26 protein-coding genes are annotated in these 26,423 nt (G+C 41.0%); 14 read left to right on the top strand and 12 right to left on the bottom strand.

The window, feature by feature from the left end:
* Positions 1-212 precede the first annotated feature (212 nt).
* The 4 genes from IM797_RS12245 (at position 213) to IM797_RS12230 (ending at position 5,725) form a co-directional block, all read left to right on the top strand.
* Positions 213-989 carry a LytTR family DNA-binding domain-containing protein gene (locus IM797_RS12245; RefSeq protein ID WP_194127417.1) on the top strand — a complete coding sequence of 259 codons (777 nt, stop codon included), beginning with the start codon at positions 213-215 and terminating at the stop codon, positions 987-989.
* A gap of 16 nt (positions 990-1,005) precedes the next feature.
* A complete protein-coding gene (locus IM797_RS12240) occupies positions 1,006-3,930 on the top strand; it encodes a two-component regulator propeller domain-containing protein (protein WP_194127416.1) in 2,925 nt (974 codons plus the stop codon).
* Between the two features lie 418 nt (positions 3,931-4,348).
* Positions 4,349-4,534 carry a hypothetical protein gene (locus IM797_RS12235; protein WP_194127415.1) on the top strand — a complete coding sequence of 62 codons (186 nt, stop codon included), beginning with the start codon at positions 4,349-4,351 and terminating at the stop codon, positions 4,532-4,534.
* A 69-nt stretch (positions 4,535-4,603) separates the two neighbouring features.
* The gene (locus IM797_RS12230) at positions 4,604-5,725 is read left to right on the top strand and encodes a GNAT family N-acetyltransferase (protein ID WP_194127414.1); all 1,122 of its coding nucleotides are present in this window, start codon (positions 4,604-4,606) and stop codon (positions 5,723-5,725) included.
* A gap of 4 nt (positions 5,726-5,729) precedes the next feature.
* Here IM797_RS12230 and IM797_RS12225 read toward each other — a convergent pair whose 3' ends face one another.
* The 7 genes from IM797_RS12225 to mce form a co-directional block, all read right to left on the bottom strand.
* Complete coding sequence (locus IM797_RS12225) at positions 5,730-6,059, bottom strand: helix-turn-helix domain-containing protein (RefSeq protein WP_194127413.1); 330 nt, start codon at positions 6,057-6,059, stop codon at positions 5,730-5,732.
* Positions 6,060-6,097: 38 nt separating this feature from the next.
* Positions 6,098-7,456 (bottom strand): UDP-N-acetylmuramate--L-alanine ligase, encoded by a 1,359-nt coding sequence (gene murC, locus IM797_RS12220; protein ID WP_194127412.1) that lies wholly within the window; start codon positions 7,454-7,456, stop codon positions 6,098-6,100.
* Positions 7,457-7,460: 4 nt separating this feature from the next.
* Positions 7,461-8,297 carry a 50S ribosomal protein L11 methyltransferase gene (gene prmA / locus IM797_RS12215; RefSeq protein ID WP_194127411.1) on the bottom strand — a complete coding sequence of 279 codons (837 nt, stop codon included), beginning with the start codon at positions 8,295-8,297 and terminating at the stop codon, positions 7,461-7,463.
* Positions 8,297-9,058 carry a triose-phosphate isomerase gene (gene tpiA, locus IM797_RS12210; RefSeq protein ID WP_194127410.1) on the bottom strand — a complete coding sequence of 254 codons (762 nt, stop codon included), beginning with the start codon at positions 9,056-9,058 and terminating at the stop codon, positions 8,297-8,299. Before tpiA ends, prmA begins: the two co-directional genes overlap by 1 nt.
* Positions 9,059-9,108: 50 nt before the next feature.
* Positions 9,109-10,284, bottom strand: coding sequence for a GlmU family protein (locus tag IM797_RS12205; protein ID WP_194127409.1), 1,176 nt, complete (start codon positions 10,282-10,284; stop codon positions 9,109-9,111).
* A gap of 71 nt (positions 10,285-10,355) precedes the next feature.
* Positions 10,356-10,604, bottom strand: a complete 249-nt coding sequence (locus tag IM797_RS12200; protein WP_133777309.1) for a type B 50S ribosomal protein L31 — start codon at positions 10,602-10,604, stop codon at positions 10,356-10,358.
* Positions 10,605-10,688: 84 nt separating this feature from the next.
* Entirely contained in the window at positions 10,689-11,093 is a 405-nt protein-coding gene (gene mce, locus IM797_RS12195) for a methylmalonyl-CoA epimerase (RefSeq protein WP_194127408.1), read from the bottom strand.
* Between the two features lie 126 nt (positions 11,094-11,219).
* Between mce and IM797_RS12190 the strand changes: the two genes are divergently transcribed.
* The 6 genes from IM797_RS12190 (at position 11,220) to IM797_RS12165 (ending at position 17,465) form a co-directional block, all read left to right on the top strand.
* Entirely contained in the window at positions 11,220-12,431 is a 1,212-nt protein-coding gene (locus tag IM797_RS12190) for an IscS subfamily cysteine desulfurase (RefSeq protein WP_194127407.1), read from the top strand.
* A gap of 26 nt (positions 12,432-12,457) precedes the next feature.
* Complete coding sequence (gene iscU / locus IM797_RS12185; protein WP_194127406.1) at positions 12,458-12,871, top strand: Fe-S cluster assembly scaffold IscU; 414 nt, start codon at positions 12,458-12,460, stop codon at positions 12,869-12,871.
* 54 nt (positions 12,872-12,925) lie between these two features.
* On the top strand, positions 12,926-13,252 hold the full coding sequence (locus tag IM797_RS12180) for an iron-sulfur cluster assembly accessory protein (protein WP_194127405.1): 327 nt from the start codon (positions 12,926-12,928) through the stop codon (positions 13,250-13,252).
* A 150-nt stretch (positions 13,253-13,402) separates the two neighbouring features.
* Positions 13,403-15,316 carry a long-chain fatty acid--CoA ligase gene (locus IM797_RS12175; protein WP_194127404.1) on the top strand — a complete coding sequence of 638 codons (1,914 nt, stop codon included), beginning with the start codon at positions 13,403-13,405 and terminating at the stop codon, positions 15,314-15,316.
* Between the two features lie 125 nt (positions 15,317-15,441).
* Positions 15,442-17,163 (top strand): lysine--tRNA ligase, encoded by a 1,722-nt coding sequence (lysS, locus tag IM797_RS12170; protein WP_194127403.1) that lies wholly within the window; start codon positions 15,442-15,444, stop codon positions 17,161-17,163.
* Positions 17,164-17,249: 86 nt separating this feature from the next.
* The gene (locus tag IM797_RS12165) at positions 17,250-17,465 is read left to right on the top strand and encodes a hypothetical protein (protein ID WP_194127402.1); all 216 of its coding nucleotides are present in this window, start codon (positions 17,250-17,252) and stop codon (positions 17,463-17,465) included.
* Between the two features lie 45 nt (positions 17,466-17,510).
* On the opposite strand, the gene IM797_RS12160 is transcribed toward IM797_RS12165, so the two are convergent.
* Entirely contained in the window at positions 17,511-18,050 is a 540-nt protein-coding gene (locus tag IM797_RS12160; protein ID WP_194127401.1) for a DUF2892 domain-containing protein, read from the bottom strand.
* 84 nt (positions 18,051-18,134) lie between these two features.
* Here IM797_RS12160 and ung point away from each other — a divergent pair, with 84 nt between their 5' ends.
* On the top strand, positions 18,135-18,812 hold the full coding sequence (gene ung / locus IM797_RS12155; protein ID WP_194127400.1) for a uracil-DNA glycosylase: 678 nt from the start codon (positions 18,135-18,137) through the stop codon (positions 18,810-18,812).
* Positions 18,813-18,921: 109 nt separating this feature from the next.
* On the opposite strand, the gene IM797_RS12150 is transcribed toward ung, so the two are convergent.
* Positions 18,922-19,392: an Lrp/AsnC family transcriptional regulator gene (locus IM797_RS12150; protein WP_194127399.1), complete on the bottom strand. Its 471-nt coding sequence runs from the start codon at positions 19,390-19,392 to the stop codon at positions 18,922-18,924.
* Between the two features lie 140 nt (positions 19,393-19,532).
* Here IM797_RS12150 and IM797_RS12145 point away from each other — a divergent pair, with 140 nt between their 5' ends.
* The 3 genes from IM797_RS12145 (at position 19,533) to smpB (ending at position 22,629) form a co-directional block, all read left to right on the top strand.
* On the top strand, positions 19,533-20,186 hold the full coding sequence (locus IM797_RS12145; RefSeq protein WP_194127398.1) for a metal-dependent transcriptional regulator: 654 nt from the start codon (positions 19,533-19,535) through the stop codon (positions 20,184-20,186).
* Between the two features lie 42 nt (positions 20,187-20,228).
* Complete coding sequence (locus IM797_RS12140; protein ID WP_194127397.1) at positions 20,229-22,088, top strand: Nramp family divalent metal transporter; 1,860 nt, start codon at positions 20,229-20,231, stop codon at positions 22,086-22,088.
* A 91-nt stretch (positions 22,089-22,179) separates the two neighbouring features.
* On the top strand, positions 22,180-22,629 hold the full coding sequence (gene smpB / locus IM797_RS12135; protein WP_194127396.1) for an SsrA-binding protein SmpB: 450 nt from the start codon (positions 22,180-22,182) through the stop codon (positions 22,627-22,629).
* 20 nt (positions 22,630-22,649) lie between these two features.
* Here smpB and IM797_RS12130 read toward each other — a convergent pair whose 3' ends face one another.
* From IM797_RS12130 to IM797_RS12120, 3 genes are all read right to left on the bottom strand, one after another.
* Positions 22,650-23,306: a protein-L-isoaspartate(D-aspartate) O-methyltransferase gene (locus tag IM797_RS12130; protein ID WP_194127395.1), complete on the bottom strand. Its 657-nt coding sequence runs from the start codon at positions 23,304-23,306 to the stop codon at positions 22,650-22,652.
* Between the two features lie 99 nt (positions 23,307-23,405).
* Positions 23,406-25,895, bottom strand: a complete 2,490-nt coding sequence (priA, locus tag IM797_RS12125) for a primosomal protein N' (protein WP_194127394.1) — start codon at positions 25,893-25,895, stop codon at positions 23,406-23,408.
* 3 nt (positions 25,896-25,898) lie between these two features.
* On the bottom strand, positions 25,899-26,303 hold the full coding sequence (locus tag IM797_RS12120) for a DUF423 domain-containing protein (protein WP_194127393.1): 405 nt from the start codon (positions 26,301-26,303) through the stop codon (positions 25,899-25,901).
* Positions 26,304-26,423 lie beyond the last annotated feature (120 nt).

Raw genomic sequence — 26,423 nt, 5'->3', positions numbered from 1 at the left:
TTTAGTTTTAAGTTTAAAGGCCATGAAACGAGCTTTCACCGTTTCAATTATATTCTTGTTTTTATTTTCTGGTTCTGAAGCGTTTGCATTACTTATAAGGCTGTTATATGCAGACTTACGTAAGAAATGACTGCCCGGTTTTCAACACCTTTATTTTTTTTAAAATGGTGTAACGGTATTTTTTTAATAAATTCACCATAAACTTGAAAACCGTGCTGAATACCATAATTGTCGACGATGAAGAATTTGCCCGTTCTTCACTTTACTTCTTATTGCAGGAGAACTGTCCTGATGTTCACATCACCGGCATCGCCAAGTCTGTAGCTGAAGCACGGAACTTGCTGACGCAAAATGATATCGACCTTATTTTTTTAGATATCGCCATGCCAGGCGAAAATGGTTTTGAACTTATTCCACAGGCACAGTTAAATCATGCACAAGTGATTTTCACTACGGCATACGATCAATATGCACTCAAAGCCATCAAAGCCAATGCACTCGACTACCTGCTCAAACCAATAGATATCGAAGAATTGATTACCGCTGTAGAAAAAGCAGCTAAATTAATATCCTTAAGTAAACAGGAAAACAATAGAAATGAAAGCCTTCAGAACCTGGCTTCAAGCCTGGCTGAGCGGACTGAAATCAGAAAAATCAGTTTACCGAACGGACAGGGCTACAAACTGATCAGCGTAGATGACATCATCCACATTGAAGCAGACAGCAATTATTCTATATTCTATCTTTCCAACCAAGAAACGATCACGGTGTCAAAAGTGCTCAAAGAATACGAAGAAATATTACCCGACCATCAGTTTGTCCGGATTCATAAATCCAGCATTGTCAATTTAAACTACCTGAAAGAATACAATTCCAGAAACGGTACAGAAGTGGTTTTGAAAAACGGAGAAAAAATTGCAGTTTCCAGACGACGCGCCAGCGATTTTGCCGAGAAAGTAAGATCATACACCAATAACAGTGATAAATAGCCTCAGGAAAATATGGATGACGGCTGCAGTTTTAACCTGCACCTTATTGACAATAGGCTTAAAAAGCACTGCACAAAAGGCTTATTTACAGCATTTCAGCACCAAGAACGGATTACCAAGTAACAATTGTTATTACACGTTACAAGACGCCAAGGGATACATCTGGGTTTCAACAGATGCAGGTGTGAGTCGCTTTGACGGAAAAGTATTCGAGAATTTCTCAGTAGATGACGGATTGCCTGATAACCAGATCCTGCAGTTAAAAGAAGATCGGCATGGCCGGATCTGGTTTCTGGCATTGAATGGCGAACTCAGTTATTTTTACAATGGCAAAATATACAATGAAACCAATGACAAACAGCTCAAATTACTAAAGCTCAATGCCGTAATTGTTTCTTTCTTTGAGGATAGCAAAGGCCGTGTCTGGCTCGGCACCAATAAAAATGTGCTGGTCATGTGGGATGGGAAATCCATTGTAAAATATACCTCTGCAAATGTCAACCGTCAGTTCATCAACACTTTTGTGCATGAAGATGCGGCAGGAAAAATCTGGGCATTCAGCAGTCAGTGCATTCATCTGTTTAACCACAATACCTTTGTTACCGTACCCCATTCCAGTTTACCCTTATCACACAAGGTAGGTTTGAACCTTCCCGACCGCGCAATGGCTTATTTAGATCACCAAGGCATCAATATCAGGCAGGGTTACAAACAACGTCAGCTGCTAAAAATCGACGCTAAGATCCTGGATAACAATCCGGGTTATTTTTATCTGGGCACAAAAAATGATTTATGGATCAGTAACGCAGCGGGCATTTACCACATTGACCCTGCCGGACAAACCACCCATTACCTGGAAAATATCTCTTCCAGTCAGGTCGTAAAAGATGCCAAAGGCAATATGTGGTTTACCACAACAAGCGGCATCTACATGCTTCCCAATAAACAAGAACGTTTATATTTGGTAAATAAAACCAATGGCTTAAGTTCAGACATTGTCAAAAGTGTCACCAAAGATCCTCAAAACCGGCTTTGGTTGGGCTTAACAGATGGCCAGATCAATACGCTAAACCTAAATGATTTTAAGGTAGGAAAGATCGTGCTTCCGGATACGCAAAAATTCAATTACATCAAGCAGTTGGCATATGACAAGGCCAACAATACCCTTTACTTCTCATCTGACTACGGACTCGGAAAGATCAACAATGCCGGGAAGAGCAGCAATGAGATTGAATACCTGAGAGAAAGCAAGAACTCCATGTTTGTCGTAAAGAGCTTTAGTATAGACAGCGGGAAAAATCTGGCCCTGGCCTTGTCTTCGGGTGTATTTATGGTGCCAGACAGGATTCGGAATTTTGAATTTGATTACCAGCAGTTCAATCCATATGCCAGGCTGTTCAACAACCGTTCTTATCGTACTTTTTACGATAAAAATCAACACCTGTGGTTTTCCAATGTGAATGGCCTTTCTGAATTTTTCAACACCGAGCTGCACAACTATTACGATTCCAGCCCCTTGTTAACCAAAAGGATCAATGACATCCAGGAACTGAGTGACGGAACCATTGCACTGGCGACCGATGGATATGGGATTGTGTTTTTAAAGAACAAAAAGATCATTAAAGTAATTACCCGAAGAAATGGGCTTGCAGATAACATCTGTAAGAAACTTTTTGTAAAAGACAACCAGCTGTGGGTCATCACCAACAATGGGATCAACCGGATCAATACGGATCAGTCGGCATTCCATGTGGAATCTTTTGAATACACCAATCCGATGCTTACAGATGATGTGAGTGCTTTATATATAGATGAGCAGTATGCCTATTTCGCTACCAATAACGGTTTGGTTTATTTTGAATATGTAGATAAACCCGGGGCCAATATTGCACCAAAGGTGTTCATCTCCTATATAGTTAACAATAAGGTAAGGCTAAGCTTGAATCAGAAAAGCCATGTCCTGTCGCCTTCAAATAACAACATCAGCTTTACGTATAGTGCCATTGATTTTCAAAACAGGAGCATCACCTATAGGTATCGGCTAAAGAGCGATGCAGCATGGACCGAGACAAAAAACAGGCGGCTTGAATTTTCTTCACTAGAACCGGGCAGCTATAGTTTTGAAATCGCCGCCAGGTCTGACAACAGCATTTGGAGTACACCGGCCAAAGTAAATTTCACCTTGAAAAAGCATTTTTGGCAAACCACCTGGTTCATGGTCATCTTCTTTTCTCTTGCTGCATTTGTTTTTTACAAGTGGGCGGTTTTAGTAACGACCAGCCAGAGAAATAAGGAAAAGGAAAAGCTGTTGCTCAAAAACAAGATCTTAATGCTGGAGCAGCGTGCGCTACAGGCCATGATGAATCCGCATTTTGTTTTCAATGTGATGAATTCCATTCAGCATTACATCAACACCAAAGACACCACCTCTGCAAACAAAATCTTAACCGGTTTTGCCAAGCTCATCAGGAAAAATCTCGACATCTGTACCAGAAGCTACATTACCCTGGCAGAGGAAATTGATTACCTGGAACTTTATTTAAGCCTGGAGAAGAAAAGATTTGGCCAAAAGCTGCAATACCACATCCGGATCAACGATAAAATAGATCGTGAAGAAACGATGGTCCCATCCATGATCCTTCAGCCTTACATCGAAAATGCCATATGGCATGGCATTATGCCAAAAGAAGAAGGTGGTAAAATTGACATCAGGATAGACTTTTATGGAGATCACTACCTGCTGATTAAGATCATAGATGATGGCGTAGGAATTGACAACTCCCTGAAAGACAAACACCATCCCCACCAGAGTAAAGGCATGAGCCTGACCAGTGAAAGGATAAACCTGCTGAATCAAATTGGAGCTTATCCGATAAAAACCGAGATCAGACAGAATGGAATTTCAGGCACTTATGTGTCCATTTCAGTCCCTATAAACTAGTAATTTACCGTTTACTCAACGTTTCATACCACTTACTAAATTAAAACGAATCCCAGCAAAATAAGCGTTAAACTTGTTATAGATATTAAAACAAACATTAGTTTGTAAAAGCGTTCTTATAGGATTGATCAAGATATTTTTACCTAACCTAAAAACTATATCTCAATTCAGGTTTCATTTGTGTGTTAAAAAATGGTAAAGTTCATAGCTTTACCATTTTTTTTTGCCCACATTTTCCAGGGCCTTTAGCCCTCAAAAAATGCTTCAATATTTTTTTCAAAAAAGTTCTTTGTGATTTTTCTTTTTGTCTTACTTTTGACTTGCTGAATATCCAAAAACATCACTCTTTTGATTTATAAAGATTTTTAGTAAATTTAACTGATCAATAAAAAAACCTTACGGAATTATAATTTTTGTAATGAAGACTCCAAAAAAACCAATCAACAAAAGTCCATTGGCAGACCCTGAAAATGAGCAAGACGATGCTTATGAAGGAACTAGTAAAAAGAAATCTTATGATGACGAGGATGACGATTTTGACATGCCTCTGGATGATCTAGATACTTTTGATAGTTTTGATGACGATGATGACGACAGTTACTAAAAAAGTAAAAATATAATGATTTGATAAGCATCCCAATGGGATGCTTTTATTTTGAATTTAAAGCCCCGAATGCAAATAACTCCCGTATCTGATCATAAGCAAAGCCAGAAAGATTTTTTAGACGTAGCACGCCGCATTTACCAGGATGATGAATACTGGATTTGTCCGCTGGATCAAGACATTGAAGCTATTTTTGATCCCGCCAAGAATCCTTTTTTTAAACATGGCAAGTGCATCCGCTGGATATTGAAAAATGACAAAGGCGAATTGATTGGCCGGGTTGCGGCCTTTATCAATGAGAAAAAAGCTTACCAGTATGAACAGCCTACAGGCGGCATGGGCTTTTTCGAATGCATCAATGATCAGAAAGCTGCATTCCTGTTATTTGATACAGCACAAAACTGGCTTCGGGAAAATGGAATGCAAGCCATGGATGGCCCGATCAACTTTGGGGAAAATGACTCGTTCTGGGGACTCCTTGTAGACGGTTTTACACAACCCTCTTATGGAATGAATTACCACCTGCCCTATTATCATGAATTATTTACGGCTTACGGCTTTGAAAAATCCTATGAGCAGATCACCAATCACCTGGCGGTTAGAAATCCTTTTCCGGAGCGTTTCACAAAAATTGCCAATTGGGTAGCCAATAAACCTGGGTATACATTTGAACATTTCTCTAAAAGTAATGCGGAAAAGTATGTCCGCGACTTAATGGAAATCTACAACGATGCCTGGATTAATTTTGAAAACTTTGTTCCGATTAAAAAAGAGACCTTAGAAGAAAGCTTCAAAAAGATGCAGACCATTATGGATGAAAAACTCATTTGGTTTGCTTATTTAAATGGAGAGCCTGCTTCATTTGTGGTGATCATCCCTGATGCCAATCAAATGATTAAAGGTTTTAATGGAAAGCTGGGGCTGCTGCAAAAACTGAAATTTGTATACAGACGCTGGAAAGGCGTAAACCGTATGCGCGCAATTGTGATGGGTACAAAGACAGCATACCAGAAACACGGCCTGGAATCTGCCTTATTCATCAAACTAAAAGAATATGTATTGCCTTTAAATCAATATGACGAGCTTGAACTGTCCTGGGTAGGTGATTTTAACGATAAAATGCTGGCCATCCATCAAGCAACAGGTGCCACTTTTGGAAAGCGGCACCTGACTATGCATAAGAAATTCTAATCGTTTATTTTTCGCGGATTTCTTCATAAAGATCTATAACCTTCTTCTGAAGCTTAATGATCTCTTCTTCTCTTGACGCAAGTTTCTCTTTTAAGTTATTGATTTCCTCAAAATTAAGTGACTGTGGGTTTTCTCCTTCTTTAGAAATGATATCCATAGTCGAAACTTCGAAAAGATTAGCAATCTGTGCTAATCTGGAGATATTTATATCTGTAATGCCTGTTTCAATTTTTGAAAAGGCAGGGATAGAAATATTCAAACGTTTAGCAACTTCTCCCTGGCTCCAGCCATTTTTTTGACGTAGTTGTCTAATGTTTTTTCCAATAATGTTCATAATGTTAAATTAGGTGTGTACTCTATATTTTGTATTCCTTACGATATTGTATTCAACTCGCGTGCCAATTTCATAAGATCTAGTCCACCAAAATTCCCTGAACTCATTAAAAGTAAGTTTTTACGATAAAAATTTATACTTTGAATGTAATTTTCCAATGACAACACATTATTAAAAAAGTGTAGGTCAACACTTTTAAATGCTGTCTGAACATCATTTTTACTAAACGGTTCAATTTTTTTATGCTGAAAGGTTTTCTCGTCGATATATACAATGGCGGTGTCAGCACCTTCCATCGTATCGGCATATTGCACTAAAAAATCTTTATTTAAACTACTAAATGTATGCAACTCTATACAGGCAACTAATTTTCTATCGGGAAATTGCGTTTTCACAGCTTCAATTGTAGCCCGGAGTTTAGATGGCGAATGTGCGAAATCTTTGTAGACGTTCGTTTCATCCCGACTGCTCAACAGCTCCAGGCGCTTTGCCGCGCCCGTAAAAGAAGAAATGGCCAGGTTAAAATCTTTGCCATCAATCCCCAGTTGCGCACAGACCAGTTTTGCAGCGTTTAAATTCATCAGGTTATGATCCCCAAACACCTTTAACGCAGTTTCGTCTGGCAACAAATAGGTTATGCCACCTTTCACCTCATGAGCCGGAATTTCGTAGCCGATCTTTTCAATATCCGCGTCAGCATCCGCTACAATCTTTTCCAGGTCTTTATCTGCCTCACAGTAAATTAATTTTCCTTTTGGCTGTATGGTATCAATGAAAAGCTCAAATTGCCTTACATAGTCTGGATACGTAGGAAAAACATTAATATGATCCCAGGCTATACCACTGATTACTGCCACATTGGCTTTATACAAATGAAACTTTGGTCTGCGGTCAATTGGCGAGGCCAGGTACTCATCCCCTTCAATGATGATCATCGGGGCAGAATCGGTAACTTTAACCATCGTATCGAAACCAGCCAGCTGTGCGCCAACCAGGTAATCAAAGTCTTTTTGATAAAAGTTAAGTACATGCAGAATCATAGAAGTGATGGTGGTTTTCCCATGGCTACCGCCAATTACAACCCTTAACTTATCTTTAGTCTGCTCATAAATATATTCGGGATACGAATAAATCTTCAGGCCCAGCTCCTGTGCTTTCAGTAATTCCGGGTTGTCCGTCAACGCATGCATACCCAATATCACAGCATCAAGATCAGCCGTAATGTTTTCAGCGTTCCAACCCATATTTTTAGGTAAAATACCGAATCTTTCCAGCCTGCTGCTGGAAGGCTCAAAAATAACATCATCAGAACCAGTCACCTGATAACCTTTTTTGTGCAAAGCAATGGCAAGGTTATGCATTGCACTCCCCCCAATGGCTATAAAATGTATACGCATAAATCTATTTTTTAAAACAAGCAGCTACCCAGTCGCCAATCTTTTTATGATCCACATAATGGATGCCAAAAGGTTCACAAGCTTGCTTAATCAACTCCAGATCCGGAGATTCATAAAAACCACTAAAATATATAAAGCCACCCGGTTTCAAAACGGTATCATATACCGGAATCTGATCCAATAAAATGTTCCGGTTGATATTCGCCAGGATGACATCATATTTTTCTTTAGGAATAACTTCCTTACCGCCCCATATGGCTTCAAGATTTGTTACCCCGTTAAGTGCTGTATTTTCTAAAGTACTGAGATAGCATACCTCATCGTAATCTATAGCAACCAATCTGGCAGCCCCCCGCTTGGCAGCCAGGATAGCTAAAATTCCAGTTCCACAACCCATATCCAGAATTTCCTTTCCCGCCACATCTGCAGAAAGAATATACTGCATCATCATGGTGGTGGTCTGGTGATGTCCGGTCCCAAAAGCCATTTTAGGATCTATGACAATCTCATATGGATATTTCGGCTGGGCTTCATGAAAAGTAGCCCGGACATAGCATAAATCATCAATGATCAAGGGCTCAAAGTTCTTCTCCCATTCTTCATTCCAATTCTTGCCTTCAATCTCGAGCACTTCGTACTGGTATTCGATTTCACCTTCAAATTGTGCCAGAACAGTATGCAGTGCAGATGCATCATAAGTATCGATATCCACAAAAGCCGCAAAGCCCAGATCGGTGTCTTCAAAGGTATTGTATCCGATATCAGCAAGATCACTGATTAACAGATCTTGCTGATATTCCTGGATATTGGTAAAACTAAAAGTAACCTGTATGTATTTCATTAAGAATTGAATGCTTTAACGATATCCACAAAATCCCTCGACTTCAGAGATGCCCCGCCAATCAAACCACCATCGATATCATTCTGTGCAAACAGTTCAGCCGCATTCTTTGGATTACAGCTTCCGCCATATAATATGGTCACCTCTTCGGCAACAGCCTCGCCATATTTGGCAGCAATTTCTTTTCTGATGAAGGCATGAACTTCCTGAGCCTGCTCAGAAGAAGCTGTTAAACCAGTACCTATAGCCCAAACTGGCTCGTAAGCAATGACGATTTTAGAAAAATCAGTTTCGCTTAAACCAAAAACACCTTTTTCAAGCTGTGATTTCAACACCTCAAAATAAGTGTTGTCATTGCGTTCTGCTAAAGTTTCGCCAATGCAGAAAATCGGAACCAGGTTATTTTCTAAAACTTTAACTGTCTTCTGCGCCAGCAATTCATCGCTTTCTGCAAAATACTGACGTCTTTCTGAGTGACCAATGATCACATATTCACAACCAACAGATTTGATCATTTTCGCAGAAATCTCACCGGTATAGGCACCGCTATCGTTCTGATGTGCATTTTGCGCACCAATTTTAACGATTTCGCCACCTAATTTTGATAAACTGTTCAGGTGAATGAAAGGTGCACAGATGATCGCCAGCTGATCTCCTTTTTTTTCATCCCTAACCATATTTACAATCTCAGAGAATAAAGAAATGCCTTCAGCATAGTCCAAATTCATCTTCCAGTTTCCTGCAACTATTTTTTTTCTCATAATTTGTTTATTGTTTAATTGATATACTGGCGCAAACACCAGTTGAGCCACTAAAAGTGTCTATAAGTTTTCGTATTTTCAAAAATATGGGTTAATATATCCTTTTCCTGCTGATCAAAAGGCAAATTTCTACGCGCAAAAACTTTCTCTGCCGTTTCAAACATTTTATGCAGACTATAAGTCTCGAAACCGTGTGAACCACCCCAGGCAAAATCAGGAATAAAATTACGGGGAAATCCCGAGCCAAAAATATTGGCACTAACGCCCGCAACCGTACCGGTATTAAACATCGTATTGATCGCACACTTGGCATGATCCGCCATAATCAGACCGCAAAATTGCAAACCTGTTGGTCTGAAACTTTCCGTTTCATAATTCCAGAGTTTAACTTCGGCATAGTTATTCTTCAGATTGGAGTTATTGCTGTCCGCCCCGATGTTACACCATTGCCCCATCACAGCATTCCCCAGGTATCCCTCATGACCTTTAGATGAATAGCCCCAGATGACGGCATTGTTAATCTCACCGCCCACCCGGCTATAAGGACCGATGGTGGTCTGTCCATAAATCTTTGCACCCATTTTCACCTGTGAATGGTCACATAAGGCGAACGAACCCCGAATGTGACAACCTTCCCATACCTGCGCTTTTTTACCCAGATAAATTGGTCCGTTTAAACTGTTGAAAGTAGCGCATTCCGCTTCGGCACCTTCCTCTGCAAAAATCTGGTCTCCTAAAAATACATTGGTAGCGCTTAGCGAACCCGACGTCCGGCCCTTGGTCAGCAAAGCAAAATCCAGCTTCAACTGCGCATCATTACCCCTGAAAATATCCTCAGGATGGAAGATTCTGCTGATATCCCCCGCATAACTGATCAGTTTCAAATCCGCCCGCAGCAGATCAGCATAAGAAAGTCCGGCATCGGCACGATAAGCAATCGTAATTCCGTTTGCCTGTAAATATTCCCCGGTATTCAGTTTCAAAACGGCCTCAACCAGGCGTTCATCCGGACAAACAGATCCATTAATATACAGATTTGCCGGGCTTAAAGCTGGAAACTTAGCAGCAAGGTAACCGCTGGTTAAAAAACCAGCCTCTGCGTTTAAATATTTCTCCCATTTCTGTGTTATGGTTAAAATACCCACCCTAAGGTCGGCAACCGGTCTGGTAAAAGATAGAGGAAGCAGGGACTGCCATGCGTTATCATCAAATAAATTGATCTTCATAAGCAACAAAAATAAAAAAAGTCCCGAAGCATAGCACCGGGACTTTAAAATAATTTTTTATGGAAGATTGATTACTTCTTTGCGTAACGGGTTTTGAATTTATCGATACGACCAGCAGTATCAACCAATTTCATTTTACCAGTATAGAAAGGGTGAGAAGTATGAGAAATCTCTAATTTATAAAGAGGATATTCGTTACCATCTTCCCATTTAACAGTCTCTTTAGTATCTACACAAGATTTTGTTAAAAAAGAGTATTCGTTAGACATATCTTTAAATACTACAAATCTATAGTTTGATGGATGCAGATCTTTTTTCATATTGTTGTATACTTAATTGTCGCTTATTTTTAAGGATGCAAATATCAGTATTTTATTTTTGAATAACAAGTAGGTGTTGAAAAATTATTCCTTTATTTCCTGACAAAGCTCTACCAATACGCCATTTGTGCCTTTAGGATGCAAAAAACAAACCAATTTATGGTCGGCCCCCTGCTTAGGCACCTCATTTAACAACACAAAACCCTCCCCTTTTAAACGTTCCATTTCCGAATAGATATCTTCCACATCAAAAGCTATGTGGTGGATCCCCTCGCCTTTTTTAGCTATGAATTTAGCGATCGGACTATCTTCATGGCTCGCAGCAAGCAATTCGATCTTGTTTTCCCCTGTTTTAAAAAAGGCAGTATGCACCCCCTCAGAAATGACCTCTTCTTTCTTATAACAAGGTGTATTCAATAACTTTTCATAGAGGTCACAGGCCAGGTTCAGGTCTTTTACAGCAATGCCAATGTGTTCAATCTTCTTCATAATGTTTAAGAACAGTTAAAAAAATGTAAAAATGCAGGTTTTATCTATACCTTCATAGCTATTAATTATAATTGTTGGCAATCTTTTTTTGTACCTTTGTCTATTAATAAAGAACAATTATATATAATGGAACTTCCTATTTACTTAGATAATAACGCAACTACTCCTCTTGACCCAAGAGTATTAGAAGCAATGTTACCCTATTTCACCAACAAATTTGGTAATGCGGCAAGCCGTAACCATGCGTTTGGATGGGTTGCAGAAGAAGGTGTAGACTATGCACGTGAGCAAGTGGCTAAACTGATTGGCTGTACTGAAAAAGAAATCATCTTTACATCAGGTGCTACAGAAGCAGACAACCTTGGTATTAAAGGAGTATTTGAAATGTACCAGGAAAAGGGTAATCACATCATTACCGCAACCACTGAGCATAAAGCTGTATTGGACACCTGTAAACATTTGGAGAAACTGGGTGCAAACGTAACTTACCTGAAAGTAAAAGAAGATGGATTAATTGACCTGCAGGAGCTGGAAGCAGCAATGACAGAGAAAACAATCCTGGTTACCATTATGTATGGCAACAATGAAATCGGTGTGGTACAACCCATTAAAGAGATTGCAGCAATCGCTCATAAATTTGGCGCATTGTTCATGTCTGATGCCACACAGGCTGTTGGTAAAATACCTGTAAACGTAATTGAAGACGGGATTGACTTAATGGCTTTCTCTGCACATAAAATGTACGGCCCTAAAGGTGTTGGTGTATTGTATGTACGCCGTAAAAACCCAAGGGTTAAAGTTACGGCTCAAATGGACGGCGGTGGTCACGAACGCGGTATGCGTTCAGGAACTTTAAATGTACCTGGAATTGTTGGCTTGGGTAAAGCTTGTGAATTGTGCCGTTTAGAAATGGACGAAGAAGCAAAACGTTTATCTGCGTTGAGAGATAAATTAGAAAATGCCTTGACACAATTGGAAGAAAGCTATGTAAACGGAAATACACAACACCGCTTACCACACGTAGCAAACATCTCTTTCAAATATGTAGAGGGCGAAGGCTTAATGATGGCAATGAAAGATCTGGCAGTATCTTCAGGCTCTGCTTGTACTTCTGCTTCATTGGAACCTTCGTATGTTTTGAAAAGCCTTGGCCTTTCTGATGATCTGGCACACTCTTCTATCCGTTTTGGCTTAGGTCGTTTCACGACAGAAGAAGAAGTAGACTACGCAATTGAAAACACCAAAAAAGCAGTAAATCACCTTCGTGACCTTTCTCCACTTTGGGAAATGTTTAAAGAAGGCGTTGATTTAAGCAAAATTGAGTGGGCAGAACACTAAGTATAAAATCATAAATCTAAAATATCATGGCATATTCAGAGAAAGTAATTGAACACTATACCAACCCAAGAAACGTTGGTACTTTAAATAAAGACAGCAAATCAGTTGGAACAGGATTAGTTGGCGCACCTGAGTGCGGTGACGTCATGCGCCTTCAGATTGAAGTAGATGACAACAATGTAATTACCGATGCTAAATTCAAAACATTTGGTTGCGGTTCTGCCATTGCGTCATCATCATTGGCTACAGAATGGTTAAAAGGCAAAACCATTGACGAAGCTTTAACCATCGATAACATGGATATCGTAGAAGAACTGGCTTTACCTCCGGTAAAAATTCACTGCTCGGTACTGGCAGAGGATGCGATTAAATCGGCCATCAACGATTACCGTGTAAAAAATGGTTTGGAGCCTTTCGAATTAGCTAAATCACATCATTAATCAAGCATTATGGTATGTTTTTTGACATACTGTAATACCTAAATTTTAAATAAAATGATTACGATTACGGACAAAGCAAAAAGCAAAATCGACCAGTTAATGGAAGAATCGCAGATGGATACCACCTATTTTCTGCGCGTTTCGGTTAAAGGAGGAGGATGTTCCGGATTGTCATATAATTTAGATTTTGATGATGAAGCAAAAACTGGAGATCAGTTTTTTGAAGACAGAGGCATCAAAATTGCATTGGATATGAAATCCTTCTTATACCTTGCAGGCACTGAGCTCGACTACTCTGACGGTTTGAATGGAAAGGGATTTAACTTCCACAACCCTAACGCAAGCCGCTCATGCGGTTGCGGGGAGAGTTTCTCTGTTTAAAATACAAATTATTATATTTGCAAAAGCCGGTACAGTTCAATCTGTACCGGCTTTATTATTTTAATACCCTTTGTTAAAACTTTTTTTAACCTGGTTGTATTTTAGAATAGAAAAGTTTAACATTGTTAGTACAAGCAAACCGACCAAATTATGGAATTATTCAATGCCCATTCCACCATCCCTACTTTACTGCGCAACGTAGTTGAGCACATTCACAAACCGGAAGAAACATTTCTGATCCATAAAAAAGGAGCGGAATGGGAAGAAATCTCCTACATGCATACCTTAAACTGTGCAGATGCGGTGTCGGCATTTTTCCTGGAAAAAGGTATTGTAAAAGGCGACCGGATGGGCCTGATGATTGAGAACTCTCCGGAATATGTGTATTACGATCAGGGGATCCAGCAAATCGGCGCAATAAACGTATCCATCTATCCAACCCTGTCAGAACATGAAGTTGCTTACATTGTAAATGATTCCGGAATACGGGCCATCCTCATTGGCAATCCCTTTCTTTATAAAAAGATCCTGAAAATAGCAGACAACTGCAGACAATTGGAATACATCATCCCTGCATTTGCAGACTATGAGAAAATTGCTGTCCCAGCAGGTCTTGATGTTAAAATCATCAGTTTTGATGCCATATTGGCGATTGCAGGTACGTTAACTTCAGAAAAAATTGAGCAGATCACCAGGTTACGCCTGGCTGTAAAACCTTCGGACATCTCTTCATTGATTTATACGTCCGGAACGACCGGTACGCCAAAAGGGGTTATGCTTTCACACAGCAATTTCGTAGAGAATGTAAAGGTGTGTTTACAGCAAATACCTGTAATAGATGAAACAGAGACTTTTTTATCCTTTTTACCGCTATCCCATGTATTTGAACGGACGGCAACCTATCATGTATGTTGTGCACAGGGCTGTAAAATCGCTTATGCACAAAGCCTGGAACTGCTGGCAAAAAACATGGCCGAAATCAGGCCAACCGTCATGAGTTGTGTTCCCAGACTGCTGGAACGTATCCACGACAAAGCGATTAAAAGTGGCACGGCAGCTGGCGGATTAAAGGCAAAAATATTCCTCTGGGCATTGGAAACCGGACAAAACTACAGAAGAAAAAAAGAAGCCGGACAAAGTCCCGGTCTCTTCCTCTCTGCAGAAAAGGCACTTGCAGAGAAACTGGTATTTAGCAAAATCAAAGAGAAAACCGGCGGAAGGTTAAAATTCATGATCTCTGGTGGTGCAGCCCTGCCTAAAAATGTAGGCGAGTTTTTTGGCAACCTGGGCATTAAAATCCTGGAAGGATTTGGACTGACAGAAACTTCTCCGGTCATGGCCGTAACAGAATATCACCGCCAGGTATATGGCACCGTAGGCAGGGTAATACCCGGCATAGAAATCGGCATTCAGAATGTGGAAACCAAAGAAATGATCAACATTCAGACCCATGAGACCTTTGACGAAAATTTTGAATGTGCAGAAGGTGAAATTATTGTACGTGGCCACTGTGTGATGCAAGGTTATTTCAACAAGCCCGCCGAAACGGCAGAAGCCATTGACAAAAACAACTGGTTCCACACCGGGGACATTGGCCGTTTTTTTAAAGGTAACCTGCAAATCACAGATCGTTTGAAAAACATGATTGTAAATGCATACGGTAAAAATGTATACCCGACACCCGTGGAAAACATTTACATGAAAAGCCTTAAAATCGATCAGATCTTCCTGATTGGCGACAAGCGGGAGTACCTTACCGCCATCGTCATTCCCAATAAAGAAAATTTACAGGAAGCATTTAACCTGCCGGAATCCTTTTTCCAGAAACCCGATGTCTTTATCGAAGAAAAAGAAATGACCGACTGGATTGGACAGGATTTAAAAAAACTATCCAATGAACTGGCTAAATTTGAGCGGATCAAGAATTTTAAAGTCAAGCGCAATCCATTTAGCATCGACGAAGGCGAAATTACGCCAACCATGAAAGCAAAAAGAAAAGTAATTGAAACCAAGTATGCAGAGGCGATCAATGACATGTATGCCGAGGCTGTAGATTCAGAATAACATTTTCCGGACCGTTATTTTATGTTTCCATTCCGAATGGAATTGGAAACATAATTCTTACTTTTGCATCTTATTAATCAATATACCAATAAGCTATACGGCAATGTGCCGGATATAAGACATATATGAGTACAGGACTATCAGAACAAGAATTGTTGCGTCGCAATTCGCTTTCACAATTACGCGAATTAGGGATCAATCCCTACCCTGCCGAAGCATTTGAAATCAATGCCAATGCAGCAGACATTTTAGCTAACTACGAAAAAGATAAGACCGCCTATAAGACCATTAGTATTGCAGGCCGGATCATGGGCCGTAACATTATGGGCGCCGCATCATTTGCTGAACTGCAGGATGCTACTGGCCGTATCCAGGTTTATCTGAAAAGAGACGAGCTTTGTCCGGGTGAAGACAAGACCTTGTACAATACTGTATTCAAGAAGTTATTGGATATTGGCGACTTTATCGGCGTAAAAGGTTATGTGTTTACCACACAGACCGGAGAAATCTCTATCCACGTTACCCAGTTTACCGTACTTTCTAAATCTTTACGTCCTTTACCCATTGTAAAACGTGACGATGATGGTAATGTGTATGATGGTTTTACCAATCCGGAACTGCGTTACAGACAGCGTTATGTTGATTTAACGGTTAATCCGGGTTTCAAACAAATCTTCATCAACCGTTCCAAAGTAATCAACACCATGAGAAATTACTTTGATGAACAAGGCTGGATGGAAGTGGAAACACCAATCCTGCAGGCCATTCATGGTGGTGCAGCGGCACGTCCGTTTGCCACACACCACAACACCCTGGATATGCCACTTTACCTGCGTATCGCAAATGAGCTGTATCTAAAACGACTGATCGTTGCCGGCTTCGATGGCGTATACGAATTTGGAAAGATGTTCAGAAATGAAGGCATGGATCGTACACACAATCCAGAATTCACTTCTATGGAGATCTATGTAGCTTATAAAGACTACATCTGGATGATGGCCATGGTAGAGGAATGTCTGGAGAAAATTGCAGTGGCCATTCACGGTAGCCCGATTGTTAAAGTAGGTGATCATGAGATCAATTTTGAAGGGCCTTATGAAAAGCTCAGCATGCATGAATCCATTCAGAAATATACTGGCATAGATGTATCTCAGATGAATGAGGAGCAACTTAAAGAGACCTGCAAAAAACTGGGTATTGAAACCGACGCAACTATGGGCAAAGGTAAATTGGTAGATGAGATCTTTAGTGAAAAAGTTGAAGCCAATCTGATCCAGCCTACTTACATTACAGATTATCCGCTGGAAATGACCCCGCTGGCAAAAAAACACAGAAGCAAAGAAGGTTTGGTAGAGCGGTTTGAATTGTTCGTAATGGGTAAGGAAATCGGGAATGCGTATTCTGAACTAAACGACCCGATTGACCAGCGTGAACGTCTGGTTGATCAGTTGAAACTGGCTGAAAGAGGTGATGATGAAGCGATGGCTATGGATGAAGACTTTTTACGCGCCTTGGAATATGGCATGCCGCCAACCTCTGGATTGGGTATCGGAATCGACAGATTGGTGATGCTGATGACCAACCAGTCTACCATTCAGGAAGTTTTATTCTTCCCTCAGATGAGACCGGAGAAAAAAGCCAAAGTAACCACTGACGAAGATTTTGTCAATGCAGGTGTTGCAGCAGAATGGGTACAGGTGATCCGGAAAATGGGCATCAATACCCTGGAAGAACTGAAGGCCGCGAATCCAAACAAAGTGTTCAATGACCTTGGCGGAATGCGTAAGAAATTAAAACTGGACCTGACCATGCCTTCAAAAGAGGAAGTGACGGCCTGGTTCGCTTAACATAAAAATAACAAAAGCTTAAAGGCTTGCTACCAATTATGTAGCAAGCCTTTTTTATTTTTAGACCATATTTAAAAACATAGATTATGAACAGTTCAAGTTTAGAAATTACAGAAACAGAATACTGCATTAAATTGAGTAAAGATGCGTTTGACCTGACCTTAATCCGTCAGCTGATCAAAAGAATCCAGTCAGAGCAATTGTTTTTCACACGTAAAAAGGAACAATTGGACGAAGACATCATTAGCCGTTCTTCAGATTACCAGGTATCAGAAAATTTCGACAGATTGTGTGAAAAATAAAAAGCCACATTTGCATGTGGCTTTTTATTCATTCTTTACCGTCAATCATCTGTATCTAACCTGCTGTTGCCTGTCCATCATACCAAGCTGATCTTTCATCTGCTTAATCTGATCGGCAAGCAATTTGTTTTTATCAGCTTTCTTAGCTTCTGTCAAATACATCTGAGCCTCTCTTTTATTCCTTTTGGCCATCGCAATACCTGCAAGACTTAACTTAGCCAGGGCAATGTTATGGTCCATATGCATACCTAAAGAAAGTGATTTCTTGAAATACTTCTCACTCTGCATCGGCGCTTTTCTGGATTCGATCAATCCGATCAACAAATTATAATAACCGTGTTGTACACGGATCAATTGTTTTTCATAATTGGTGATCCGGTTCAAATAAGCTTCTGCTTTTGGCATATTGTCTTTCCTTAAAAACCATTGCGCAAGCAACATGTTTTCATTAAAGAAATACGTAACGATAACCAGTATACTGATCAAAATGGCCAAAATACCCCATCCCCAAAAACCGAAGATCATAAGGGCAATTGCACCTCCCAACACCGCAAAACCTATAATAAGACGAACTACATTTGGCATATTCTTGTATAATTTTTCTGCAAATATCGTGTTTAAATACCAAAAATCAGATTTAATTTATAATTTCAACGAAAAACAATATCTATGTCTGCTGCAATTGAAGAAAGCTGGTTAAACGTCCTGGCTGAAGAGTTTGAGAAACCTTATATGAAGTCGCTAAAGGCTTATTTACTCGAAGAAAAAGAAAAAGGAGCTACCATCTATCCGAAAGGAGGGGATATTTTTAATGCCTTAAACCATACGCCATTTGACAAAGTTAAAGTCGTAATCCTTGGCCAGGATCCTTACCATGGAACCGGACAGGCACACGGGCTGTCCTTCTCTGTACAAAAAGGAATGGCCGTACCCCCATCACTTAAAAACATTTATAAAGAACTGAGTACAGACATCCCTGGTTTTACAGCTCCGGCACATGGCGATTTGACACCATGGGCAGATGAAGGCGTATTGCTTTTAAACGCAACATTAACCGTGCGCGCGCATGAAGCGGGTTCACATCAGGGTAAAGGATGGGAAACATTTACGGATAAGATCATCACTGAGCTATCCGAAAAAAGGACAGGCCTGATCTTTTTACTCTGGGGCAGATATGCTCAAAATAAAGCTGCATTAATTGACGAAAGCAAGCATACCATCATTAAAGCAGCCCACCCCTCCCCCTTCTCCGCATATAATGGCTTTTTGGGCACAGGTCCGTTTTCTAAAACCAATGCCAAATTAGTAGCACAAGGCCAAAGCCCGATCAACTGGCAATTGACTTGATAGGCTATAAGCTGTAAAATTAAATTCTGACCTGACGGGAAGCGATTAAGGACACAAAAAAAAGCTGTATCATTTACAAAAACGATACAGCCTCTTTTAAATTTTTAGATTAATATTCTAAAGGAACGATTGGTTCTTTCTTGGTTGTAGACATGATCATCATCGTCTGAAAGGTTTTTACGACAGAGATCTTACTGATCTTATCCATAATCAAACGCTCATAAGATTTAATGTCATTTACATAAACTTTCAATAGAAAATCGGCTTGTCCTGTCACGTGATGACATTCTGTAACTTCTTTAATCTGATTCACCTCATCCAAAAAAGTCTGGATGGTATTGTTTTTATGAAAATCCAATTGCACCTGGATAAAGGTTTTAATTCCTAAACCTAATTTCTCCTCATCCACCAGGGCATGATAACTTTTGATAAACCCAGACATTTCCAGCTTGCGTACACGCTCCAGTGTTGGTGCCGGAGACAAGCCAATCTCCTGAGATAATAGTAAATTCGTTATCCTTCCGTTCTCCTGTAATAGTTTAAGTATTTTAAAATCCGTCTTATCTAATTCTGCTGCCATTGTGTGATTAATATGATAACCAAAGATAGAATAAGAATACGGGATTTACCAAATTTTATTCTAAAAATAATCAAATAATTTGCAGTTTATTTCCTATTATTTTTTTAGATTTGTCTAAACATTTAGTTAGACATCTAAAAATGCAATCACTGACAGAAGAGAACTACCTGAAAATCATCTATCATTTATCTGAAAACAATGACAATGCCGTGCAAACCAATGCCATTGCCGAAAAAATGCAGACCAAAGCAGCTTCGGTAACAGATATGATAAAAAAACTGGCCGATAAGCGTCTGGTTGACTATAAAAAATATCAGGGCGTAAAACTGACAGAAAATGGCAGGCTAACAGCCATTAATGTGGTTAGGAAACACCGGCTTTGGGAAGTATTTCTGGTCGAAAAATTAAATTTCAAATGGGATGAGGTACATGACATTGCTGAAGACCTGGAACACATCAATTCAACGGAACTCATCGAGCGGCTTGATGAATTTCTTGCTTTCCCTAAAAGTGATCCGCATGGCGATCCCATACCGGATAAAAATGGCAAATTCGACGCCATACCCTTCACCAAACTCAGCAAACTTGCCCCCGGCAGTACAGGTTTGATTACCGGCGTTAGCGAGCATTCTTCGCTTTTCCTCAAGCACCTGGAAAAACTGGGACTCACCCTTGGAAAAGCCCTGCAAGTAAAAGAAATTACCGATTTCGATGGTTCTGTAGAGCTTATAGTTGAACAAAAGAACATTAGCGTGAGCAGAGAAGTGGCCAGGCACATCCTGGTAAAAATCTAAATCCGAGCAAAAGCACCTGAATAAAATTGAAGAACCACAACAATGAAAAATTCTGAATCCTTAAGTGAAGTACATGAAAGCGTAGATACCAGCAAGCGGACAGGCTGGAAAAGAATCTTATCCTTTATCGGGCCAGCTTACCTGGTCAGCGTTGGTTATATGGATCCAGGAAATTGGGCTACAGACATTGCCGGCGGTAGTAAATTTGGCTATCAGCTAATCTGGGTATTGCTCATGTCTAACCTCATTGCCCTGCTGTTACAATCCCTGAGTGCACGCCTGGGGATCGTACGCGGCCTTGACCTGGCCCAGGCATCCAGAAATGCCTACCCGAAATGGGTCAATATCCCCCTGTTCGGACTCGCCCAACTGGCCATCATAGCCTGCGACCTGGCCGAAATCATTGGAATGGCCATAGGCTTAAACCTCTTATTCGGCCTGCCACTCATCTGGGGAATTGGAATTACCATCTTCGACACCGTATTGCTTTTATTTCTCTTAAATAAAGGCATGCGCAAAATGGAAGCTTTTATCGTGTCCATGGTATTTATTGTGGGCATCTCCTTTCTGGCAGAAATGTTTATCGTAGAGCCTTCCCTAAAAGAAATCTTCAAAGGCTTTGAACCCTCTGTACTTTCAGGAGATGCACTTTACATCGCCATCGGGATCATTGGGGCAACCGTCATGCCACACAACCTGTACCTGCACTCCTCTTTGGTCCAAACCCGTAAGTTTGAACGGGACAATAAGGGAATTAAAGAAGCCATAAAATTCAATTTCATAGATACGGCTGTAGCCCTCAACCTGGCGTTTTTTGTCAACGCAGCCATACTGATCCTTGCCGCCGCAGCATTTTACAAAAATGGCCTGCATGAAGTCGCAGAAATTCAGGATGCTTACAAACTCCTTCAAAATATATTTGGCAATACAGCGCCCGCACTTTTTGCCATCGCATTAATTGCCGCGGGGCAAAGCTCGACAGTAACGGGTACCCTGGCCGGACAAATTGTAATGGAAGGCCATTTAAAACTCCGAATCCAACCCTGGTTACGCCGTTTAATTACACGCTTACTGGCCATCATACCCGCTTTTTTTACCATTCTGCACTTCGGAGAAGATGCCCTAAGCGGATTGCTGATTTTGAGCCAGGTTGTTTTGAGTTTACAACTCGGTTTTGCAGTGATTCCACTCATCCATTTTACTTCCGACAAGCTCACCATGAAAGAGTTTGCCATCAAAACCTGGGTAAAAGTTCTGGCATGGATCAGTTCCATCGTCATTGTTGCGCTGAACGTAAAACTGGTTTTAGAAGAAATTAAGCTCTGGGGCTCAGAAGGTGGCTGGTACATCTATGTATTTGTCATACCAGGTGCCATATTGATCGGCTTACTGCTCCTTTACATCTTTATTTACCCGCTGATGAGCAGGATGAAGCAAAATCAGCACAATGCACCGCATGGCGAGGCATTGGATATTGAGCACATAGAAAAAATCAATTATACCCGGATTGGCATTACTGTAGATTTTTCTGCGCATGACCGCAACACCATCAGGCACGCTTTAATTCAGGGCGGTAAAGAGGCCAGTTATTACCTCATTCACGTGGTAGAGACTGCCGCAGCCAGGTATCTGGGCAATGAAGCATTAGATCATGAAACCAAAAGTGACCAGGAAAATCTGAACAAATACGCCGAAAACCTGGCCGCCCTTGGCTACACTGCCAGCACGCACATTGGCTATGGTGGCACGGTAAATGCAATCGTAGAGATCAGCAAGAAAAATGACCTGGAATTATTGGTTATGGGTGCACACGGCCACCGCGGTTTAAAAGACCTGATACTGGGCACAACTGTGAATGCGGTGCGTCATAAAGTAACCATTCCGGTACTGATCGTGCGGTAAAAAAATCAGATAAACTGCCTGCATTCGGCATTTCTTTCGGATATTAGCAAATATATAAAATAATGAACTGGGCCCAGGCCCGCAACTACCAATGAAGAACGACATTCAAATCAAAAATAAACGCGCCTATTTTGACTACCACGTTATTGACAAATACAACGCCGGATTAGCCTTATTGGGTACAGAAATTAAGGCGATCCGTCAGGGCAAAGCCAATATGACCGATGCTTTCTGTATGTTTATCGGCAATGTGCTGTATGTTAGAAACCTGCACATTTCAGAATATAGCCACAGCTCTTTCCATCACCATGACATCAAAAGAGACCGGATCCTGCTGTTACAAAAAAGGGAACTCAAGAAACTCAAAGTGAAAAGCGAAGAAAAGGGGTATACCATAGTGCCCCTGCGTATATTTACCAATGAGCGTGGTTTTGCCAAGATAGAAATTGCATTGGCTACAGGTAAAAAAGAATTCGATAAGAGAGACAGCATCAAAGACCGGGAATCTAAAAGAGAAATGGACCGGGCCATGAAATTTTAAACCCATTAACCGGGCCTGTACTACCAGGCCTGGTCTCCAACAAGCGGCACAAACCTAAAAGTATCCAGTTCAATCCGCTCAAAATCGGTTTCACTTACACGAATTACCGTTACCATCTTTTGAGAATGCTCATCTCCAACCGGGATGACCAGAATGCCACCGACTTTCAATTGTTTCAGCAATATTTCCGGTACAAAAGGAGCACCTGCAGTGACGATGATTTTATTGTAAGGCGCATGTTCAATGATCCCTTTAGAGCCGTCGCCAAAAAAGAAATGTGCGTTATACCCCATGCCAGGCAATACCCGTATGGTATGACGGTAAATACTTTCCTGACGCTCAATGGTATATACATTGGCACCCAATTCCATTAAAACGCAAGTCTGATAGCCTGATCCGGTTCCAATTTCCAATACCTTATCGCCTTTTTTGATATGCAGCAGTTCGCTTTGATAAGCCACAGTATAAGGCTGCGAAATCGTTTGCCCGTCCCCTATCGGGAAAGCAATATCCTTGTAAGCCTGGTTCCAGAAAGTTTCGTCAAAAAAGAAATGCCTGGGCACTTTCCCTATCGCCTGAAGGACACGCTGATCAGCAATCCCCCTCGACTCCAGGTGAGCCACCAATCGCTTTCTTGCACCTTGCTCCCTGTAATTATCAACAAATTTGTACGCCATCTCAGTTCAAAAATACGCTTTTAGAAGCTAATCCACTTATGTTTTTAACAGCTAATGCCTCAAAAAAACATAAGACTCACAGAATCAATTGCAATAAAACTAATACGGATCTACATCCACCTGAACGTTAACCGACCGGAAGTCTTTTTCTGCCTGAAACTGTAAAATCGTCTCTTTCAATATAGATTTGACTTTCTGTATCGAAGCATCTTTCTCGCTCTTGATGATCACCTGTTTGATGTAATAATTGCGCACACGCGATACCATAGGTTGCTCCGGGCCCAATACCCGATGTCCGAGTTGTGTGCGTAATGTTGTGGCAAACCGCTGTGCAGCTACGTTCAGCAGGTTCTGATCTTTATGCCTGATGTTGATAAAAATTAACCTGGTGAATGGCGGATAATGGAACTGCCGGCGTTCCGAAACTTCTTCCTCGTACATCTCCAGGTATTTATTGTCAATCACCTGTTTGATGATGCGGTGGTCGTCATCATAAGCCTGGATGATGACCTTACCCTGCTTGTCCCTTCGTCCTGCCCTTCCGGCAACCTGGGCAAGCAATTGATAACTGCGTTCAAAGGCCCTGAAATCGGGATAATTCAATAAAGTATCTGCATTGATTACGCCAATCAGGGTCACATTGTCGAAGTCCAGGCCCTTGGCTACCATTTGTGTCCCAATTAAAATCTCTGTCTTCTTCTCCTGAAAATCAGAAATGATCTGCTGTAAGCCATTCCTTGTCCGGGTACTGTCCACATCCAGACGCGCAATTTTTGCATCCGGAAAAATCAGGCTCAGCTCTTCTTCCACCCGCTCTGTTCCAAAACCTTTTTGCTCGATATGAACAGAACCACAAGCCGGACAAATGTTAATGCTGCTTTGGTGGTAACCACAATAGTGGCAATGTAGTTTACCACTTGTTTTATGATAGGTGAGCGACACATCGCAGTTGACACATTTAGGTGCGTAACCACAAGTTGCACAAATTAAAATGGTGGCATAACCCCTGCGATTCTGAAACAAAATGACCTGTTCCTTATTCGCCAGCGTAAACTCGATTTCTTCAATCAGCCGGGTAGAAAAGTAAGCAATCATTTTTTTCTTCTTCGTTTCCTCCGATATGCTGATGACCTCCTGCAAAGGGAGCTCTACCCCGCCAAAACGTTCATTGAGCTTAACCAGGCCATACTTACCATGCAAAGCATTGAAATAGCTCTCAATGCCCGGTGTAGCCGATCCCAATACGGTCTTGGCCTTGTATAAGTGTGCCAGATAAACGGCCACATCCCTGGCCTGGTAGCGTGGAGAAGGCTCCTGCTGCTTGTAAGACCCCTCGTGTTCTTCATCTACCACAATCAGTTTTAAGTCCTTAAAAGGCAGGAAAACGGCCGATCGTGCGCCCAAAACAACCCGGTACGTTCCGTTCAAAACCTTGTTCCAGATCTCTACCCGTTCATTGTTGTTAAATTTAGAATGGTATACGCCAATGGCATCGCCAAAATAACGTTGTATCCTTTGTACAATTTGTGTGGTGAGCGCAATTTCCGGAAGTAAAAACAAAACCTGCCCGCCTTTCTCAATGGCGCGCTCAATGAGCTTAATGTAGACTTGTGTTTTACCAGAGGCGGTTACCCCATGCAGTAAAACCACATCTTTTTCTTCAAAGCCAGCTTCAATTTCCCCAAGCGCACGTTGCTGATCGGTACTCAATTCAAAATTAAGGATAAAATCATCGTCATGTGCTTTCAACCTGCTTACAGGTCGTTTTTCAACCACAAACACGTTCTTTTCCTGCAATGACTTTACAGGCGCCTGTCCGCAGCCGCTATCTTCCAGCAATTGCTGCTTGGAAACCACCTGTCCTTGTCGCGATAATTTGATATAGCTCAACAAGGCATCCAGTTGTTTAGGGGCCTTTTCCAGCTGCTCAAACAATGCTTTCAGATGCGCTTCTTCCTGATAAAAAGGATGTAAGGTAATGAAGGACTTTAAAAGTGGCCTGTATTTCTCGATCACCTCTTCAGCAATGTAAACCAACCCTTTTTCCAATAAAGAATTGATGATTGGATATACCGTTTTCTGGCCTAGTAAGGCCGATACCTCATCAATGGTCAAACGCTGCCTTTTGCTCAAAGCATCCAAAACAGTCCGTTCCTTTATGGTCAGGACCTGTTCTTCTAAAAAAACATCTTCCTTAATCACAATGATCGTTTCGCTGGCCAGCTTTAATCCCGCAGGCAAAGCAGCCGACATCACATCCCCTTCATTACACAGGTAATAGGCCGTCATCCAGTCCCACAATTCCAATTGGGAATTGGTGATGATCGGATACTGGTCTACCACGTCAATGATGTATTTTGCCTGGTATAGCTCCGGAGCCTGTTGGCTGATGCTTTTGACCAGTGCTGTATAAATTTTATTTTTACCAAACTGAACCACCACCCTTTTGCCGACGGCAATTTGTGCGTTAAGTTCAAAAGGAACGCGATAAATGTAGTTTTTGGCAAGTGACAAGGGTAAAATCACTTCCACAAATAATGTCTCCCGTTCCTGAAACTCAAATAGTCCGGTATCTTCCTGCTCCATCATAAGTTAAGCTTTAGCCTTTGAATCGCTACGATTTGAAACAGCTACAAATAAAAATGCCCAACCTAAAATGAAACACAGACCCCCAATTGGCGTAACCGGCCCAATAAAACGTACAAAACCCAGGTTCAGGATCTCGCGTGTGGCCAGTAAATATAAAGAACCTGAAAACAGGACAATTCCAAGCGTAAAAAACAGGTAAGATAAATTCAACAGCTTGCTTTTAGCTGTCGCCAGCTGCGATAAGAAAAGCAAAGCAAAAGTGTGGTAAAACTGATACTCCACACCCTTACTCCAAATTGACAAGTTATCGGCACCAACAACACTTTTTAAACCATGTGCACCAAAGGCGCCCAATATCACTGCAGTAATGCCAAACAATGATGCCGTTAAAATGATACGTCTACTCATAATCAATTCCCTTTTGTCAAGCAAAATTAAGAAACTTGGTTGCATTTCCTCAGTAATCCAACTATTAAATTAAATTTGTAAGTACAAATGAAACCATGATCCTATTCCGGTCAAATCAAT

Source organism: Pedobacter sp. MC2016-24 (assembly GCF_015223055.1).
Taxonomy (GTDB): domain Bacteria; phylum Bacteroidota; class Bacteroidia; order Sphingobacteriales; family Sphingobacteriaceae; genus Pedobacter.
Note: the sequence above shows the minus strand (reverse complement) of the source record. Positions and strands in the feature narration are given on the sequence as shown.

What these genes read in the sequence shown, in the direction of transcription:
- IM797_RS12165 (WP_194127402.1), top strand. Translation starts at nt 17,250, where the DNA reads ATGAACAGTTCAAGTTTAGAAATTACAGAAACAGAATACTGCATTAAA.
- IM797_RS12225 (WP_194127413.1), bottom strand. Translation starts at nt 6,059, where the DNA reads ATGAACATTATTGGAAAAAACATTAGACAACTACGTCAAAAAAATGGC.
- IM797_RS12180 (WP_194127405.1), top strand. Translation starts at nt 12,926, where the DNA reads ATGATTACGATTACGGACAAAGCAAAAAGCAAAATCGACCAGTTAATG.
- IM797_RS12130 (WP_194127395.1), bottom strand. Translation starts at nt 23,306, where the DNA reads ATGGCGTACAAATTTGTTGATAATTACAGGGAGCAAGGTGCAAGAAAG.
- IM797_RS12205 (WP_194127409.1), bottom strand. Translation starts at nt 10,284, where the DNA reads ATGAAGATCAATTTATTTGATGATAACGCATGGCAGTCCCTGCTTCCT.
- IM797_RS12120 (WP_194127393.1), bottom strand. Translation starts at nt 26,303, where the DNA reads ATGAGTAGACGTATCATTTTAACGGCATCATTGTTTGGCATTACTGCA.
- IM797_RS12140 (WP_194127397.1), top strand. Translation starts at nt 20,229, where the DNA reads ATGAAAAATTCTGAATCCTTAAGTGAAGTACATGAAAGCGTAGATACC.
- IM797_RS12150 (WP_194127399.1), bottom strand. Translation starts at nt 19,392, where the DNA reads ATGGCAGCAGAATTAGATAAGACGGATTTTAAAATACTTAAACTATTA.
- mce (WP_194127408.1), bottom strand. Translation starts at nt 11,093, where the DNA reads ATGAAGAAGATTGAACACATTGGCATTGCTGTAAAAGACCTGAACCTG.
- IM797_RS12175 (WP_194127404.1), top strand. Translation starts at nt 13,403, where the DNA reads ATGGAATTATTCAATGCCCATTCCACCATCCCTACTTTACTGCGCAAC.
- tpiA (WP_194127410.1), bottom strand. Translation starts at nt 9,058, where the DNA reads ATGAGAAAAAAAATAGTTGCAGGAAACTGGAAGATGAATTTGGACTAT.
- IM797_RS12145 (WP_194127398.1), top strand. Translation starts at nt 19,533, where the DNA reads ATGCAATCACTGACAGAAGAGAACTACCTGAAAATCATCTATCATTTA.
- smpB (WP_194127396.1), top strand. Translation starts at nt 22,180, where the DNA reads ATGAAGAACGACATTCAAATCAAAAATAAACGCGCCTATTTTGACTAC.
- IM797_RS12200 (WP_133777309.1), bottom strand. Translation starts at nt 10,604, where the DNA reads ATGAAAAAAGATCTGCATCCATCAAACTATAGATTTGTAGTATTTAAA.
- IM797_RS12230 (WP_194127414.1), top strand. Translation starts at nt 4,604, where the DNA reads ATGCAAATAACTCCCGTATCTGATCATAAGCAAAGCCAGAAAGATTTT.
- priA (WP_194127394.1), bottom strand. Translation starts at nt 25,895, where the DNA reads ATGATGGAGCAGGAAGATACCGGACTATTTGAGTTTCAGGAACGGGAG.
- IM797_RS12235 (WP_194127415.1), top strand. Translation starts at nt 4,349, where the DNA reads ATGAAGACTCCAAAAAAACCAATCAACAAAAGTCCATTGGCAGACCCT.
- IM797_RS12190 (WP_194127407.1), top strand. Translation starts at nt 11,220, where the DNA reads ATGGAACTTCCTATTTACTTAGATAATAACGCAACTACTCCTCTTGAC.
- IM797_RS12160 (WP_194127401.1), bottom strand. Translation starts at nt 18,050, where the DNA reads ATGCCAAATGTAGTTCGTCTTATTATAGGTTTTGCGGTGTTGGGAGGT.
- lysS (WP_194127403.1), top strand. Translation starts at nt 15,442, where the DNA reads ATGAGTACAGGACTATCAGAACAAGAATTGTTGCGTCGCAATTCGCTT.
- IM797_RS12240 (WP_194127416.1), top strand. Translation starts at nt 1,006, where the DNA reads ATGACGGCTGCAGTTTTAACCTGCACCTTATTGACAATAGGCTTAAAA.
- murC (WP_194127412.1), bottom strand. Translation starts at nt 7,456, where the DNA reads ATGCGTATACATTTTATAGCCATTGGGGGGAGTGCAATGCATAACCTT.
- iscU (WP_194127406.1), top strand. Translation starts at nt 12,458, where the DNA reads ATGGCATATTCAGAGAAAGTAATTGAACACTATACCAACCCAAGAAAC.
- prmA (WP_194127411.1), bottom strand. Translation starts at nt 8,297, where the DNA reads ATGAAATACATACAGGTTACTTTTAGTTTTACCAATATCCAGGAATAT.
- ung (WP_194127400.1), top strand. Translation starts at nt 18,135, where the DNA reads ATGTCTGCTGCAATTGAAGAAAGCTGGTTAAACGTCCTGGCTGAAGAG.